General features: G+C 45.9%; 13 protein-coding genes. 8 read left to right on the top strand and 5 right to left on the bottom strand.

The annotated features are described in order from the left end of the window. Positions 1–167 precede the first annotated feature (167 nt). Entirely contained in the window at positions 168–1,397 is a 1,230-nt protein-coding gene (locus AC58QT_RS34290; protein ID WP_310499898.1) for a S1C family serine protease, read from the top strand. A gap of 58 nt (positions 1,398–1,455) precedes the next feature. Then, positions 1,456–1,623, top strand: a complete 168-nt coding sequence (locus AC58QT_RS34285) for a CxxH/CxxC protein (RefSeq protein WP_063795715.1) — start codon at positions 1,456–1,458, stop codon at positions 1,621–1,623. Positions 1,624–1,728: 105 nt separating this feature from the next. Here AC58QT_RS34285 and AC58QT_RS34280 read toward each other — a convergent pair whose 3' ends face one another. Next, the gene (locus tag AC58QT_RS34280) at positions 1,729–2,604 is read right to left on the bottom strand and encodes a LysR family transcriptional regulator (RefSeq protein ID WP_497412862.1); all 876 of its coding nucleotides are present in this window, start codon (positions 2,602–2,604) and stop codon (positions 1,729–1,731) included. A 115-nt stretch (positions 2,605–2,719) separates the two neighbouring features. Between AC58QT_RS34280 and AC58QT_RS34275 the strand changes: the two genes are divergently transcribed. Next, a complete protein-coding gene (locus tag AC58QT_RS34275; RefSeq protein WP_497412861.1) occupies positions 2,720–4,033 on the top strand; it encodes a purine/pyrimidine permease in 1,314 nt (437 codons plus the stop codon). Positions 4,034–4,228: 195 nt separating this feature from the next. Beyond that, positions 4,229–4,708: a 23S rRNA (pseudouridine(1915)-N(3))-methyltransferase RlmH gene (gene rlmH / locus AC58QT_RS34270; protein WP_497412860.1), complete on the top strand. Its 480-nt coding sequence runs from the start codon at positions 4,229–4,231 to the stop codon at positions 4,706–4,708. Between the two features lie 52 nt (positions 4,709–4,760). Here the strand turns inward: rlmH and AC58QT_RS34265 are convergent, their stop codons facing one another. Further along, entirely contained in the window at positions 4,761–5,498 is a 738-nt protein-coding gene (locus AC58QT_RS34265) for an adenylate/guanylate cyclase domain-containing protein (protein WP_497412859.1), read from the bottom strand. 140 nt (positions 5,499–5,638) lie between these two features. Then, positions 5,639–5,878: a hypothetical protein gene (locus AC58QT_RS34260; protein ID WP_497412858.1), complete on the bottom strand. Its 240-nt coding sequence runs from the start codon at positions 5,876–5,878 to the stop codon at positions 5,639–5,641. A gap of 273 nt (positions 5,879–6,151) precedes the next feature. On the opposite strand from AC58QT_RS34260, the gene AC58QT_RS34255 reads away from it, so the two are divergent. From AC58QT_RS34255 to AC58QT_RS34240, 4 genes are all read left to right on the top strand, one after another. After that, on the top strand, positions 6,152–6,931 hold the full coding sequence (locus AC58QT_RS34255) for a formylglycine-generating enzyme family protein (RefSeq protein WP_497412882.1): 780 nt from the start codon (positions 6,152–6,154) through the stop codon (positions 6,929–6,931). A gap of 135 nt (positions 6,932–7,066) precedes the next feature. Continuing rightward, positions 7,067–8,806: an ABC-F family ATP-binding cassette domain-containing protein gene (locus AC58QT_RS34250; RefSeq protein WP_497412857.1), complete on the top strand. Its 1,740-nt coding sequence runs from the start codon at positions 7,067–7,069 to the stop codon at positions 8,804–8,806. Positions 8,807–9,137: 331 nt separating this feature from the next. Next, complete coding sequence (locus AC58QT_RS34245; RefSeq protein ID WP_497412856.1) at positions 9,138–10,886, top strand: methyl-accepting chemotaxis protein; 1,749 nt, start codon at positions 9,138–9,140, stop codon at positions 10,884–10,886. Between the two features lie 236 nt (positions 10,887–11,122). Continuing rightward, positions 11,123–11,371: an NHLP leader peptide family RiPP precursor gene (locus AC58QT_RS34240; RefSeq protein ID WP_310499911.1), complete on the top strand. Its 249-nt coding sequence runs from the start codon at positions 11,123–11,125 to the stop codon at positions 11,369–11,371. Here AC58QT_RS34240 and AC58QT_RS34235 read toward each other — a convergent pair. Both AC58QT_RS34235 and AC58QT_RS34230 read right to left on the bottom strand, forming a co-directional pair. Next, positions 11,337–13,256: an ATP-binding protein gene (locus AC58QT_RS34235; RefSeq protein WP_497412855.1), complete on the bottom strand. Its 1,920-nt coding sequence runs from the start codon at positions 13,254–13,256 to the stop codon at positions 11,337–11,339. The two genes, AC58QT_RS34240 and AC58QT_RS34235, sit on opposite strands and share 35 nt — an antisense overlap. A gap of 184 nt (positions 13,257–13,440) precedes the next feature. After that, positions 13,441–14,016, bottom strand: a complete 576-nt coding sequence (locus tag AC58QT_RS34230; RefSeq protein WP_497412854.1) for an ABC transporter substrate-binding protein — start codon at positions 14,014–14,016, stop codon at positions 13,441–13,443. Positions 14,017–14,072 lie beyond the last annotated feature (56 nt).

The raw sequence follows: 14,072 nt of genomic DNA, 5'->3' as shown, positions 1-14,072 counted from the left end.
TAGTAATTCTGTAAGAGATTTGGTTTACTATTATTGTAGGCAAGAAGCGAGCGAAACATTCCTATTTTTTGCAAAAAAACAATCACAGGATGTCTTGAACGCGTCCACCGATTGAAATAAAGCAACGCGAGTGTTAAGTTGGCCCCGTCAGCGAGGAGGGATCCGAAATGAGTTTGTTTGATGATGATTTTTATTCGACCAAAAGATCCAGAAGGCGCGAGCCGGTTTGGCGTCCCAAAGGGACAGGGAATTTATCCAGTTTCACGAGTTTTGCTGGTCGAAGACGGTATGTTGCCCTCATCGCAGGGTTCATCGGGGCACTAGGCATGCTGATAGTTGTAGGGATCGTTCAAGCTATTGGTGGAAGTAGTTCGTCAGAGAACGCGCTTGCGATTCCTGTGGTAGCCAAAGCGGATGTCCATCCAATGAATAGCAATGACTCGGTTGTTGCGGCAACGGACAAAATAAAACCAGCCGTGGTCAGCGTCATCTCCTCGAAAAAAGATGAAGCGGGGCAAGAGTCGGGCATCGGCATTGGATCAGGCGTTATGTTTGCACGGAACGGGGATAAAGTTCGCATTGTGACGAATAGTCATGTCGTGGAGAACGGGAACCAGTTCGAAATCGTGAACTTCGAAGGTGAGCATCGCAAAGCTACGTTGGTTGGCCGTGATCGCATTACGGATCTTGCTGTGTTAGAGGCAGATGGCAAAGACATTAAAATTCTTGCTGAGTTCGGAGACTCTGACACGCTGCGTGCGGGTGAGATGGCGATTGCCGTGGGCAATCCGCTAGGACTGGGCTTTTCACCAACGGTGACGCAAGGCATCGTTTCATCGCCGAAACGGACGATACCTGTCTCACTTTCCCGTGAGGGCACGGATTATGACTGGGAAATGGACGTCATCCAAACGGATGCCGCGATTAATCAAGGCAACAGCGGGGGACCGCTGGTCAATATCGAGGGCAAGGTTATCGGCATCAATTCCATGAAGATATCGGATACGGGCGTGGAAGGCTTAGGTTTTGCGATTCCGATTAATAGTGTCAAACCGATTATTGATAGTCTTATCAAGGATCACAAGGTGAAACGGCCATTGATTGGGGTGTCGACACAGGAGTTGCAAGCTTTTAAGGGCACGGATGTATTAAAGCTGCCTGCAGATGTCAAAACTGGAGTTATCGTCTTTGACGTGTCAGGGCCTGCGAAGGAAGCGGGACTGAAAGCGCAAGACGTGATCGTACAGTTAGATGATCGCAAGATTGAGAGCACGATTGGGTTGAGAAAATACCTGTATAATGAAAAGAAAATCGGCGACAAGATCAACGTGGTGTACTATCGCGGCGGGAAGAAGTTATCGACGGTGCTGACGCTGGTTGAGGCGACGGATAAGTAGTATAGGATAAAAGATTAAAGAAATCTACAGAACCGCTATCGGATGAGAGGTACTAAACATGCATGTCGTTTGTAAAGATCATGTGGAAATAGCCATAGATGAATTTGTTGATGAGTACGAGGAAGCTCCAGACGTTGTGGATTTGCAGAAAACCCACTTTGCCCACTGGGCACCGCCTGAGCACTGCGAGCATTGCCAGTCATTATCACGTTTTCTAATCGTATGAGGGAGGCCTTTAGGCCTCTTTTTTCTTTGTATAAACAGGAATATGTTTGGGATTTGAGCTTTCTCATCGAATTGATATCTTGAAATTAAATGGGGAGAGAAAATGTTATTGGGTTTCTTGCAGAAGCTCGATAAAATGCTGGGCTGCTTTGGATACATGGCGTTCCTTCAACCATATTATTCCGGTTGCTAATTTGAGCTGACTGTCTGCGATTTCATTAGCTTGGAACGCATATTCGCGATGCCATTTCACAATGGACTCTGGCACAATCGTTGTTGCATCCCCAGAGGATACCCATTCCAATAGCGTGACCATGTCGGAACATTCCCCGATGACGTTAGGCTGCAAACCGCGTTCCGTGAATTGATCGATGATACTATGATACAACCCAAGACCCTCTGTACTAGGCAAAATGAGCGGATAACGTTGAATATCAGCGAAAGAGAATGCCTGTGATTCCGAAGCGAAAGACTTCGCTGTAACGAAATAAAAAGGTTCAGATTGCAGTTGGATGACTTCAAAATCACTTAGTTCCATGGGAAGCCGGATGATAGCAAGCTCGATGGCATGTTCCCGAATAAGCCGGAGCAACTGCGCGGATTCATTCTGTTGTATTTTATACGTAACCTCTGGATAGCGAGTTTTGAAAATACGCAGCAGTTGCGGCAGCTGGGCCGAGGACAGGGTGTTAACGCCTATTTGTAACTTGCCGCGCGTTCCCTTGCCGATCTCTTTGACATCATTCTCCGCTTCCTCCATAAGCTTCGTTACATGTAGGGCGTGCTTATATAAGGCCTGTCCGGCTTCGGTCAGTTCGATGACCTTACCTGTCCGTAGAATAAGGTCGACGCCGAGCTCTTGCTCCATTAGCTTCAATTGTTGTCCTAAAGGGGGCTGCGTCATGTGCAATCGTTGGGCGGCAGCCGTAATTTGCTTCTCTTCAGCGATTGCGATGAAATAGCGAAGTTGACGGATATCCATCGTAGTGACGTTCCTTTCCAAACGATTAAAGTATGAAAACCAAAGAATATAGATATTATTCGTATGCTTATCGATATGATACCATAGAAGCCGACAGAAAAGGGGGAGCCTTTTTATGCTTCGAAAGTATCATTCCAATCCGTATTTACATGTTCTACAATGGTTTATTTTTATGATCGCTAGTTCCGTGGCACTTCCTATCGTAATTGGTGGTCTGTTTCATTTGTCTCAGGATGAGATTGCCTCGTTGATGCAGCGTACATTTTTCGTAGTGGGACTCAGTTCCATGCTGCAAGCAGTACTTGGGCATCGGTTTCCAATCGTGGATGGTCCAGCGGGTTCATGGGTAAGCGTATTTGTCATGATGGCCGGTATTTCCGCAAACCAAGGTCACACTGCCAAAGAAGTGCTGCAGGTTCTAGAAGGCGGGCTGCTGATGGCCGGTGTGCTGTTGTTTTTACTGGGCATTACAGGTCTTTTTTATAAACTCCTCAACTTATTTACACCGCTTGTTACGAATTTATTCTTGTTCATCTTGTCTTTGCAGCTAAGTGGTGTATTTCTGAAAGGCATGTTCGGCTTGAAAGCAGGGCAAGGTGCCATAGATTATGGAACGATTCTGATCTCATTCGTGGTATTCAGTGGCGTAGTGTTCCTGAATGTAAAAGGGAAAGGATGGACGCGTAACTATGCCGTACTACTGGGGATTACCGGAGGTTGGGTGCTTCAAGCATTAGCCGTCGGAGGAGACTCTAGTTCAGGTTCGGCCTCTGGTGCATGGATCAAACTTCCCGATATATGGGCATGGGGATCACCCCAGTTGAATCCAGGCATGGCTTTGACGGCTGCGCTATTTACGCTGATCCTTGTTTCAAATCTTGTTGCCGCTATTACAGCGGGCCAGCAGGCCGTCCCGCGGAAGGAACTCCCTGGCAAGGATGTCTACAACCGGGGGAGCCTAATTGCAGGCGTATCTCATGGGCTTTCGGCTTTATTTTCCGCTGTCGGTGTCGTTTCGCTTCCGGTTACGGCGAGTTTTATCAAAATGACGGGGCAAACGAGAAGAATGCCGTTCATCATCGCCTGCTTGGCGCTCTCGGCAATTGCTCTTGTTCCTTCGATCGTTCATTTCCTTGCTCAGTTGCCTACATCCGTAGCTAGTGCAGTCTCGTTAGCGACTTTCGTGCAGATGACCAGTAACTCATTCTCCTCCTTATCGCGCGTCGTTCAGACACAGCGCCAGCTGACGATTCTGGGAATGGGAATTCTCGTCGGTGCCGGCTTCACCATTATTGCGGCTTCACCTATGCCTGAACTTCCTGTAGTGATGCAGTATGCGTTTGGCAACGGGCTGTTAATTGCCACTGTCGTGGTCATGGTCCTTGAACGGTTCTGGAAAACGGACCCGAAATTAATCGTTTCGAATTAAATGTGAATGAGCAGGGAGCCTGGGCCTGGAGTTGGTATAACTCTGGGCTTTTTTGGCGTTAACAGGTGCTATTGGTGCGTATATACTTCGAATGGTATGATGGGAGGAAATGAATAAATGAAAAAAGAATGAACGATTATCTGAGAAAGAATGAATCGATAAAAGATTGAGATAAAAGAAGGGGAACGAAACGTTATGCAGATACAGATACTGACCGTTGGTAAATTAAAAGAGCGCTATCTCGTGGATGGGATCGCGGAGTACGTGAAGCGTCTTGGCCCGTATGCCAAGATCAGCATTGTGGAGGTGCCGGATGAGAAGGCACCGGAGAACATGAGCCCTGCTGAGGAACAGCAGGTTCGGGATCGTGAGGGCGCGCGGCTGCTGGCTGCGCTGCGCCAAGATGTGTACGTCGTGGCGCTGGCCATCGACGGCGAGATGTGGTCGAGCGAGCAGCTGGCGAGCTCGCTCGATAAGTTGGCCACCTATGGGCGGAGCCAGGTGGCTTTTGTTATAGGCGGCTCGCTGGGGCTGTCCAGCGAGCTGCTGCGCCGTGCGGATATGCGGCTGAGCTTCGGCCGCATGACGCTGCCGCACCAGCTGATGCGGCTGGTGCTGGTGGAGCAGATTTATCGCGCGATGCGGATAAATCGGGGGGAGCCTTATCATAAGTAGTGGTAAGGCAGCCGATAGCAATATGTGCCAGTTTAATACCGGCTAGGTTATATTACAACGGAACAGCGTAGGCAACAACGGGTTGATCAATACCCTTGAGGTTATAAGTATGGGGTTCCAAATATGGATAATTGGCTTTGATGCAGTGATAGGCATCGTCTGATATTAAGATTTCCCCGTTTTGGGCTGCGCCTTGAATTCGGGAAGCTTTATTGACAACAGACCCAATAATCGTGAAATCTTTATAAGCTGTGCCAAATTCGCCTATAGAGGCCGTCCCTGTATGAATGCCAATTCCGATCTTCACCGGGGCGTCCACGCCTGATATAGCTGAAAATTCGGACTGCATATCTCTACATTTCCTTTGGATCTCTATGGCGGCCATGACAGCCTGATGGACGTGATCGTGCCGCTCCAAGGGGAAATTGAATATAGAAAGCACCGCATCACCGATCATTTTATTAATAATGCCATCTCTCTTCCAAATCGCCGGCGCGCATTCATCATAAAATTTCTCTAACAACCGTGCAATGTCAGCTGGATCGGCATGTTCCGATAGACGGGTATATCCCCTCAAGTCGGCAAACATGACGGTGGCCTGGATTTCGATCTGTTTGTTTTTCTTAACCCTTGTAAACATAGATTCACAAATCGTGCATAGATTTGGATGCATTCGGCTAGGTTTTATTCCCATTAGCCGAAAAGGAATAGATATCGGGCTGCGGATAAAGATCGGCACCTTCATTTGTTGCCAGCATCCTTGGCAGTACACGCTCTTGAAATCACCCATATCTGCAACCTCTTCCAAAGAAGCGTTCAAGCTTCTTAACATGTTTACTTAAATATACAATATTTTCTACTTATGCGCGATGGGTATGAAGCATCTTGATGGGCGCTTGACACCGAACTTTCACCTGTCTGTCATGCAGGTTATCCTACACCATCACTTTCTAATAAAGTGTAAAAATTATCACGGTCTTCATTATCAAATTTGCCAAGCGCTCTCACCCTAACAAATTCATGTCCGCCAAACATGTCGATTTCCTCGCCGGAACTATTGTAGAGCGAGATCATATGGCCATCCCGATTCAGCTCCATATACCCGTAACAAGTAGCCTCAGGTGCTTTGCCAGAAAGGAGCAAAAATTTAATTTTTTCCACGCTGTTCATGCAGATCTCCCTTCCTTATTCCTCATCGGTCTGAAGAATATTTTACGTGACACCGGATGAATTGGAAAAAGCGATAACACCCCGCATACCTGCAATATCATTCTTATTTAGAAAGCATAAGGGGGATCTCCCGCAATGTCGCACATTCGCACATTATCTCTTGACGAGACGCGATTTGGGGATTATGATAACGTGCCGGTTCATTCAACAATAGAAACAAGCTTACTAAACATCAAAACTTGCCGTAAATACGGAGATAAGCGGGTGGTCATCATGCCAGTCCAAAAGTACGGAAGTGACAGAGAACGTATTCTAATCGAATTAATGAATATGATGGTCCCAGTAAAAGAAGGAACTGTTGAATTACGCGATTATGTTAATACGGATCAATGGTTAAGTTCTGATTACAAGCTATCGAATCCCGGAGGTCATAAAAAGGCCATTACAAGAACGGAGATGATTGAACGTTTCTATGTAATGAAGTATCCGGTAACACAGCAGTTGTATCATTTTGTAATGAACGAAGAAGAAATAGAATTAATTTCGAATAATCTACCAATTACCGGCGTTTCGTGGCTGGATTCGATTGTCTTTTGTAATGAATTGTCTAGAATGTTTGGGAAGACTGAATGCTACACCATGGCAAATGAAAGTGTGAACACGATATATAACAAGTCAGCGAATGGCTTTCGATTACTATCAGATGCTGAATGGCAATATGCGTGCAAAGCGGGTACCACGGGATATCGGTATGCAGGAATTGAACAAATTGCATGGTATCAAGATAACGCCAATGGATCAGCTCAACAAGTGGGACAATTGCTTCCTAATCCATGGGGGCTTTTCGATATGATTGGGAACGTCTGGGAATGGTGTTGGGACCTATATGATACGCAACGATATGGGAACTATAGAGTCTTCCGCGGTGGCAGTTGGGCTGAGATCGAGAACAATTGTGGTTCTACGAGTAGAAGGAAAAGCATGCCCGATTTTAAAATAGATGATCTTGGTTTTAGAATAGCTCTTTCAACGAGATCATTCGGCCTTATTTGAAAAAGTAACATGGAAATTTGACCCCATTGAAGTTGGTTATAAACAGTGTTACTCTTACAACGGTATACTCAAAAACTATATTTTGCGAAACACCTACTAATAGTCACTATTTTAGTTATAAAGAAAGGTAATACGATGATAAAAGTTGATAATTTATCCTTCTCATTTCCGCAAAAAGAATTATATACAAACGTTTCATTTACGCTTGAAGAGGGGCAACATTGCGCTTTTATAGGTACAAGTGGCAGTGGGAAAAGTACATTAATCGATATACTGATGGATCCAGAAAGATATTTGTTCGAGGGCAAGTTAGAAATAGACCCGACTTGTAATATTAGGCATGTTAGTCAATTTCCACAATTCGACAAAACGAAAGAAATAACAGTTTTTGAATATTTAGGGGAAGAATTTATTAAGATACAAGATGAAATAACAGCTATCTGTACGGAGATGGAAACATCATCGGATATGGATGCGTTATTAGAAAAGTATCAATTGGCTTTAGACACATTTGATACCATCGGCGGGGCTGATTTTGAAAGTAATATTAATAAGAAACTAAATCTAGCAAACCTCATGAAGCTCAAAGATCTTAGTGTATCCGACCTGAGTGGCGGGGAATTCAAACTGATTCAAGTGATGAAGGAAATGCTTAGTAGTCCTGACGTATTGATAATGGACGAACCCGATGTATTTTTAGACTTTGAAAATTTAAATGCACTTAAGAATCTGATTAATTCTCACAAAGGCATACTGCTAGTTGTTACGCACAACCGATATCTATTGAATCACTGTTTCAACAAAATTCTACACCTTGAAAATAGGGAAATCCAAGAGTTTGATGGGCGATATATCGAATACAACTTCTCGTTACTTCAAACAAAAATAGAGCTGCAAGAAATCGCAGTCGCTGAACAAGTGGAAATTGAGAGATACGATAACATTATTGATAATCTTAGAGCTATTGCAACGTATAATTCAGAAGCTTCTAGAGGTAGAGCGTTAAAAGCTAGAGTTAGGTTTCAAGAAAGATTGGAAGCGCGTAGAATTAAAGCGCCTTTTGTTGATATTAAGCAACCCCAAATTAGCTTTGGTATTGAAAATGAGCTGGAAGACACGATCGTTGTAAGTGTCAATAATTACAGTGTTACGTTTGATGAGTTGCTTTTAGACAAGGTTAACTTTGAAATAAAATCTACAGATAAAGTAGCCATTATTGGTCCAAACGGTACCGGGAAAACGACTTTACTCCGAGATATTTTTGCTAATAATCATGCTTCAATTGAAATAAATGCTGATGTTAAAGTCGCTTATTTATCTCAGAATCAAGGTGAAGTGCTAAAGGATTCTAATACAATCCTAGAAGAATTCATCGATGCTGGGTTTAAAACGTATGATGAGGTTAGATCGTATCTTTTAAACTATGGCTTTGAAGGGGAAATCGTTGATCAAAAGATCGCATCTTTATCTGGTGGAGAAAAAAATATACTTCAATTGGCTAAAGTTTCAGCTAGTAAGGCAAACCTGCTGCTACTTGATGAACCGACAAGCCATTTGGACACCTATACACAAATTGCACTGGAGAAAGCCATTACGGACTATAAAGGTGCGATTCTCATGATTTCTCATGATTTCTATTCTGTCGTTAATGGGATGGATTATGTGTTAATCATTGATGAGAAGACGATTAGAAAGATGAGCATGCGCAAATTTAGACAGATGATTTATGCGAGCCATTTTGATAGAGACTATCTAGAAAAAGAACAAAATAAAAAAGCAGTTGAAATTAAAATTGAACTGGCATTAAAAGATACTAATTTTGAACAGGCAAAAGTATTGGTGGAAGAGTTAGAAGAGCTGATTAAATTGCTGTAGTTATGACGGAAGGGGCGTCCAATAGGGCGCCCTTTTGCGTTTAATTTCCGTATAGGCATCACTCATAGCATGCCTACTCCCTGAGGGATTAAGGATAATGCAGCAATAATAATCGAATCGTTACGAACATATTGAAATAGTGGTAAAGCGGAGTGTGGAGATAACAGCTGTTAAATAATTCTGTACACAGAGTTAATAATCTCTTGTTTGATCATCTCCATGCAATATTATAATGTTTGTAATATTGGAATGGCTGTGCCTACCTTGAATTCTTCTTAGAAGAAGAATTTGAAGAGATTTATGATGACCTATAACGAAGAGGTGTATGTTTTTGTTACGCTGGTTCAAACGAAAAAGTCTCCTGTTCAGCAGCTCGCTGATTCTGTCTCTCGTTTTTTTACTTATCATCGGGATCATGGCTTTTCTCCTCTACAACACGCAGAAGAACGCTGCGTATGACGAGTTTATCGACCTCGGAAGCAAGCTCAGCGCCCAAGCACAAGCGAATCTTAACCATGTTAGACTGCTCACAGAAGCTGTCAATACGAAGGGGCCCACGCCGGATAACGATGTGCAAACCTTACAGCTCATGCTCGATAGCATGACGGATAAGGATATCATGACCAATGCTTATTTAGTATCAACCGTCTCCATAGCTAAAACTGACGGCACTTACCTGCTCGACGTGCTGGCCAGTAAGGAGCTCGCCGCCGCGGGCGTAGCCATCGGCAGCGAAGTTCTCCCTCCAGACGTGTTGCTGGATGCGTTCAAACAAGCGGTTAAAGGACAAGCTTCCCTTTCGGCTACGTACAAAGATGCATTTGGCACTTGGATTACTTACCTGTCGCCGATCGTCGACGCGCAAGGCCAAACAATCGCCGTGATCGGGCTGGACTACGATTATGGGAAAGTGCAGAATCGAATAAATCTCATTCTGGCCAAAGCCATTGGTGTCGGCTTGCTCGTCACTCTGCTTGCTATCGCGCTTGTTCTGGTGCTCGTCCGCCTTGTCGTCCGGCCGCTCCGCTTGCTCGCGCAAACGGCAGCAATTGCCGCTCAAGGCAACCTAACTGTCAAGGTGCCCGCATTCGGAGAGAATGAAATCGGTCAGGCGGCAAGCTCATTCAACGAAATGATCGGCAGCCTGCGCACCTTGACGGTCCATATTAAACAAACCGCCGGCGAAGTCGCCTCTTCTTCCGGCAATCTGAAAGAAACCGCTGGTCAAACGGCTATGGCCACAAACGAAATCACGCTGGCTATCCAACAGGTGGCGGAAGGCGCTTCCACGCAGTTGGTAAGCATGGACGAATGCCTGCGGGCAATGACTGAGATGGCCGTCGGCATTCAACGCATCGCGGAATCATCGTCGTCGGTCTCGGACTTGGCTATGGAGACGACGGAGCAAGCCGTAAATGGCGAGCAGGTTATCAACCGCACCGTGGTTCAGATGCAGACGATCGAGGATCAAGTCGTTCAAGCGGCGGCAACAATGGAGGAGCTCAATGCGTCCAACAGTAAAATCGGCGACATTCTTAATCACATTGCCGATGTCGCTAACCAGACGAATCTGCTTGCCTTGAACGCTTCCATTGAAGCGGCCAGAGCCGGCGAGCATGGTAAAGGCTTCGCTGTCGTCGCTCAAGAAATTCGCAAGCTGGCCGAGCGCTCCAAAGAGTCCTCGGAGGAAATCGCCGCTATTCTGCATGCCATTAGCTCCCAGGCCGGCGAAGTCAGCGAGGCCTTGTCCACATCCGCCAGACAGGCGCGCATCGGCACGGAGCTTGCCGGAACATCCGGTAAATCGTTCCGCGCGATTCTGGGATCGGTGAAGCAAGTCTCGGAGCAGGTGCAGGAAGTATCCGCCGCTTCCGAGCAAATGTCCGCTTGCAGCGAGCAGATTGCCGCTTCACTTGAGGAATCAGGACGCAACGCCGAAGCAGCTTCCAGCCATTCACAGCAAGTGGCTGCGGCGTCGGAGGAGCAGCTTGCCTCCGTCGAAGAAGTCGCCAGAGCCGCTCGCCAGCTCCGTTCACTCGCTGGCGAGCTAGATGATGGCGTGAGCCGGTTTCAGGTGTAGTACAATATGTACACCTATGTTCATTGCTTGGAGCTTGAGTAAAACAGGAAAAGAACCGAGCGATGGCTTCGGTTCCTTTCCTGTGTACTTATGGAATTTCAGGGCGCCTGGATTTGTTGAATAATGGCGAATTTGAAATTTTTTTGTCTATAAATGGAAAACAATGGTACAAAAGATCTAGTTCCGTGGTATTATGAAAAGGCAGGATATCCTAAATTTTGAAGGGTTGTGTTGTCATGTCCACGGATGCATTGAGAGTGAAGATTATTCAGAAAGCTTGGGAAGACGCCGATTTCAAGGCACGCTTGTTGGCAGATCCCCGTAGTGCGCTAAAGCAGGACTTCGGCATTGAAGTTCCTGAAGATATTGAGCTAAGTGTACTGGCAGAAACACCAGCTCATTATGCGCTGGTCATTCCCCCGCAACCAGAGGAAATGGATCAATTAAAGTCTACTGGGGCAGAAGTGAAGTTTTCTTGGAACTAGGGTTGGAAACGAGAGGGAATCGGACGATGGCTTCGGTTCCTTTTCCTTTTTCACTGTAGAATGCTAAGGTGCCCTCCATGACTTCGATGATACGAAAGGTAACCATTAGGCCAAGGCCGGTTCCTTTGGATTTCGTTGAGAAGTAAGGCTCTCCAAGTTTCGCGATCTGCTCCGGCTCCATGCCTTCACCGTTGTCTACAATTCGGATGACTGCGGTTCCTCCCTCGGCCCAAGCGTTGATGGTAATGTGGCCATTTTCTTGAATGGCCTCGATACTATTCTTGATGATGTTGATCAATGCTTGTTTGAACTTGGATGAGTTGCCCAGAATGATTTGAGGTTCGGGCACGTGGACCTCCAGCTCACCATTGTTCAGCAAGATCAGCGGCGTCATCATGGTTTCGATCTGTGCGAGTTCATGCTGCAAATTCAGCTCTACCAGGGTATCCAGCTCAGGTTTAGCAAAGGTCAGGAAGTCCGTTATGATGCTTGACGCTCGATCCAGCTCCTGAATGGCTAAGCTAAAGTAGGACTTGTCGTGATCCACTGATTTTCCAGAGAGTAGCTGTAAAAAGCCTCTTGTGACCTGAAGCGGGTTGCGCACCTCATGAGCAATGGATGCGGCCAGTTCGCTGATGATCTCCATTTTCTCCGTCCGTTGCAATTGGTGATTGTAGAGCTCTAGCTCCTTGGAGTAGGATAGGAGCCGGGCATAGTCAGATGCAATGCGGCGGTTCAGGATGATCACCAGAGAAGCGATCAGAATGATGATGCCAAGCTTCCAAAAACTGAATATACGAAGTGTATCTATCGCATACATCAGCGAGAGATCTGCCACACTGCAAAGGGTAAAGCTCAGAATACCCAGGGAGAGGATCCGGGAAAGCGGATTCCGCATGGCGTTCCGAAAGGCGAGGACGCTGACGAGAATTAATTGTCCGATAATGAGCGGTGCACCCAGCCAGAAGGTCAGAAACCCGTAAAGAGAATACAAGGGAGTTCCGATGATTTTATACAATACCATTATGCAGAAGCTAATCAAATAATAAACGACGAGCCAGCGGAACACCCGCTTAAACCATGGGTACCGACCTTCAAATATATGGATGACGAAGTACAGCAGGGCAGGAAACAAAATATAAATAGATGTATCAAATAGAAATACGAAAACGTGTCCAAGTTCAGGAAAATAGTAGTAAGGCATAGCCGAGTAGGTCATGATTAGGATGCCGCTGCACATGACGAATAGGGTCAGCGCTAAGGCGGTGCTGCGTTGGGACCGGTTTAGGTACCAGGAGCAGAGAAGCATCAAGAATGAGAGGAAAACGAAGCCTCCCCCCAGCAACAAGTTAGGCAGTTCCTTGCGGACAGCTTGCCGGGAGTTTTCGGGAAGCTCACCAAGCTGGACAGCACTGCTGATGCCTGCCCGTTCCTTTGCCGTAAGCCGTAGATAGAGATCGCTAGTTATCTCAGTATGATCAAGCGGCAGTTGGAGAAGGGTGCGCTCGAAGTCAAAGTTGTGATTGACCTGATAGACGGGCCTGCCTTTCTCATAAACCATTACGTTCATGGCGTATAGGCGTTCAATATACAACCCGGGTTTGGAAAGGTTGGACGTCGGGGGAACCGTCAGGTGAATCCATGCGCCGACATTCCCTTCGGGAATGGCATCGAACGGGTGCTCAGCCGTGGCAGACAGCCACTCTCCGCCTGTGTCAGGTAGGGCCTCTTCTGGAGCTCCCACAGGAATCCATTGCACTTCCCAGGTGGTTATTGGAGTATTAGTGGAATTCTCCGATGAGCTTAAATTGGGATACAAGAGCAATGCCAAGAAGGCAGCTCCGCCTAATGTGAGTAGTAACAAGATTAATTGAAAACGCTTCATTTGCGCACCTCTTGGGGGAATAACCCAAAATTTTCATGTATACCTATAGATTCGACAAAATTATGCATACATCCTTTCGTTGCCGACAAATTTTTACAAATCCCTTTATGCGCCAAAAGACCCACTTCATAACCGTATTCGAACGGATAGAAGAGGGTCTGCATTTAGATTACGGCATTACATGTTATCGGCCAGCCAGAATGGCATCTGCCAAGATATCGATCTGATTTTCGACGGCAATAGGATCATCATTATACAAGTAATTATAGTTAACAACGTGGACGTTTCCATTTTTGACTGCTTTTAAATTTTTCCAGAGAGGGCTGCTCTCCAGTTCTTTAAGAACAGTCGAAGTACCATCAGGGTCATAGGTCGTCAAGATAATGTGATCGCCTGCAAATTCAGGCAGCACTTCGTAAGAGATCTCACGATACCACTCTTTAGCATTGCGGAATTCTTTATCTACTTTGGGATTAGGCGTCACTTGCAGGCCTTCATACAAAGCGTAGCCTCCCATATTGACAAACCCATATACGCGCAGTTTATTTTTCCAAATATTAAAGATAGTGAATGTTTCATCTTTGCTAACTTTACTGGAAACCTTTTTCCGAGCTGCTTCTACTTTCGTATCAAATTGCGTAATCCATTGTTCCGCTTCTGCTTTGCGCCCTAGAATGTCCCCAAAGATACGTACAGAATCCTTGGGGTTTGCAATAGGTAAGCATTTGAAGTGATCTCCAGCTTTTCCCCTGCTCCGCACGGAGCGTGCCTGTTTCCAAGCACTCCGCGGTCCATCTAACTGAATTTACTAAATCA

This window comes from Paenibacillus sp. J31R109 (assembly GCF_059692055.1).
Note: the sequence above shows the minus strand (reverse complement) of the source record. Positions and strands in the feature narration are given on the sequence as shown.

Excerpts from the sequence above, each read along its gene's own strand:
- AC58QT_RS34290 (WP_310499898.1), top strand. The coding sequence starts at position 168 with ATGAGTTTGTTTGATGATGATTTTTATTCGACCAAAAGATCCAGAAGG.
- AC58QT_RS34285 (WP_063795715.1), top strand. The coding sequence starts at position 1,456 with ATGCATGTCGTTTGTAAAGATCATGTGGAAATAGCCATAGATGAATTT.
- AC58QT_RS34280 (WP_497412862.1), bottom strand. The coding sequence starts at position 2,604 with ATGGATATCCGTCAACTTCGCTATTTCATCGCAATCGCTGAAGAGAAG.
- AC58QT_RS34275 (WP_497412861.1), top strand. The coding sequence starts at position 2,720 with ATGCTTCGAAAGTATCATTCCAATCCGTATTTACATGTTCTACAATGG.
- rlmH (WP_497412860.1), top strand. The coding sequence starts at position 4,229 with ATGCAGATACAGATACTGACCGTTGGTAAATTAAAAGAGCGCTATCTC.
- AC58QT_RS34265 (WP_497412859.1), bottom strand. The coding sequence starts at position 5,498 with ATGGGTGATTTCAAGAGCGTGTACTGCCAAGGATGCTGGCAACAAATG.
- AC58QT_RS34260 (WP_497412858.1), bottom strand. The coding sequence starts at position 5,878 with ATGAACAGCGTGGAAAAAATTAAATTTTTGCTCCTTTCTGGCAAAGCA.
- AC58QT_RS34255 (WP_497412882.1), top strand. The coding sequence starts at position 6,152 with ATGCCAGTCCAAAAGTACGGAAGTGACAGAGAACGTATTCTAATCGAA.
- AC58QT_RS34250 (WP_497412857.1), top strand. The coding sequence starts at position 7,067 with ATGATAAAAGTTGATAATTTATCCTTCTCATTTCCGCAAAAAGAATTA.
- AC58QT_RS34240 (WP_310499911.1), top strand. The coding sequence starts at position 11,123 with ATGTCCACGGATGCATTGAGAGTGAAGATTATTCAGAAAGCTTGGGAA.
- AC58QT_RS34235 (WP_497412855.1), bottom strand. The coding sequence starts at position 13,256 with ATGAAGCGTTTTCAATTAATCTTGTTACTACTCACATTAGGCGGAGCT.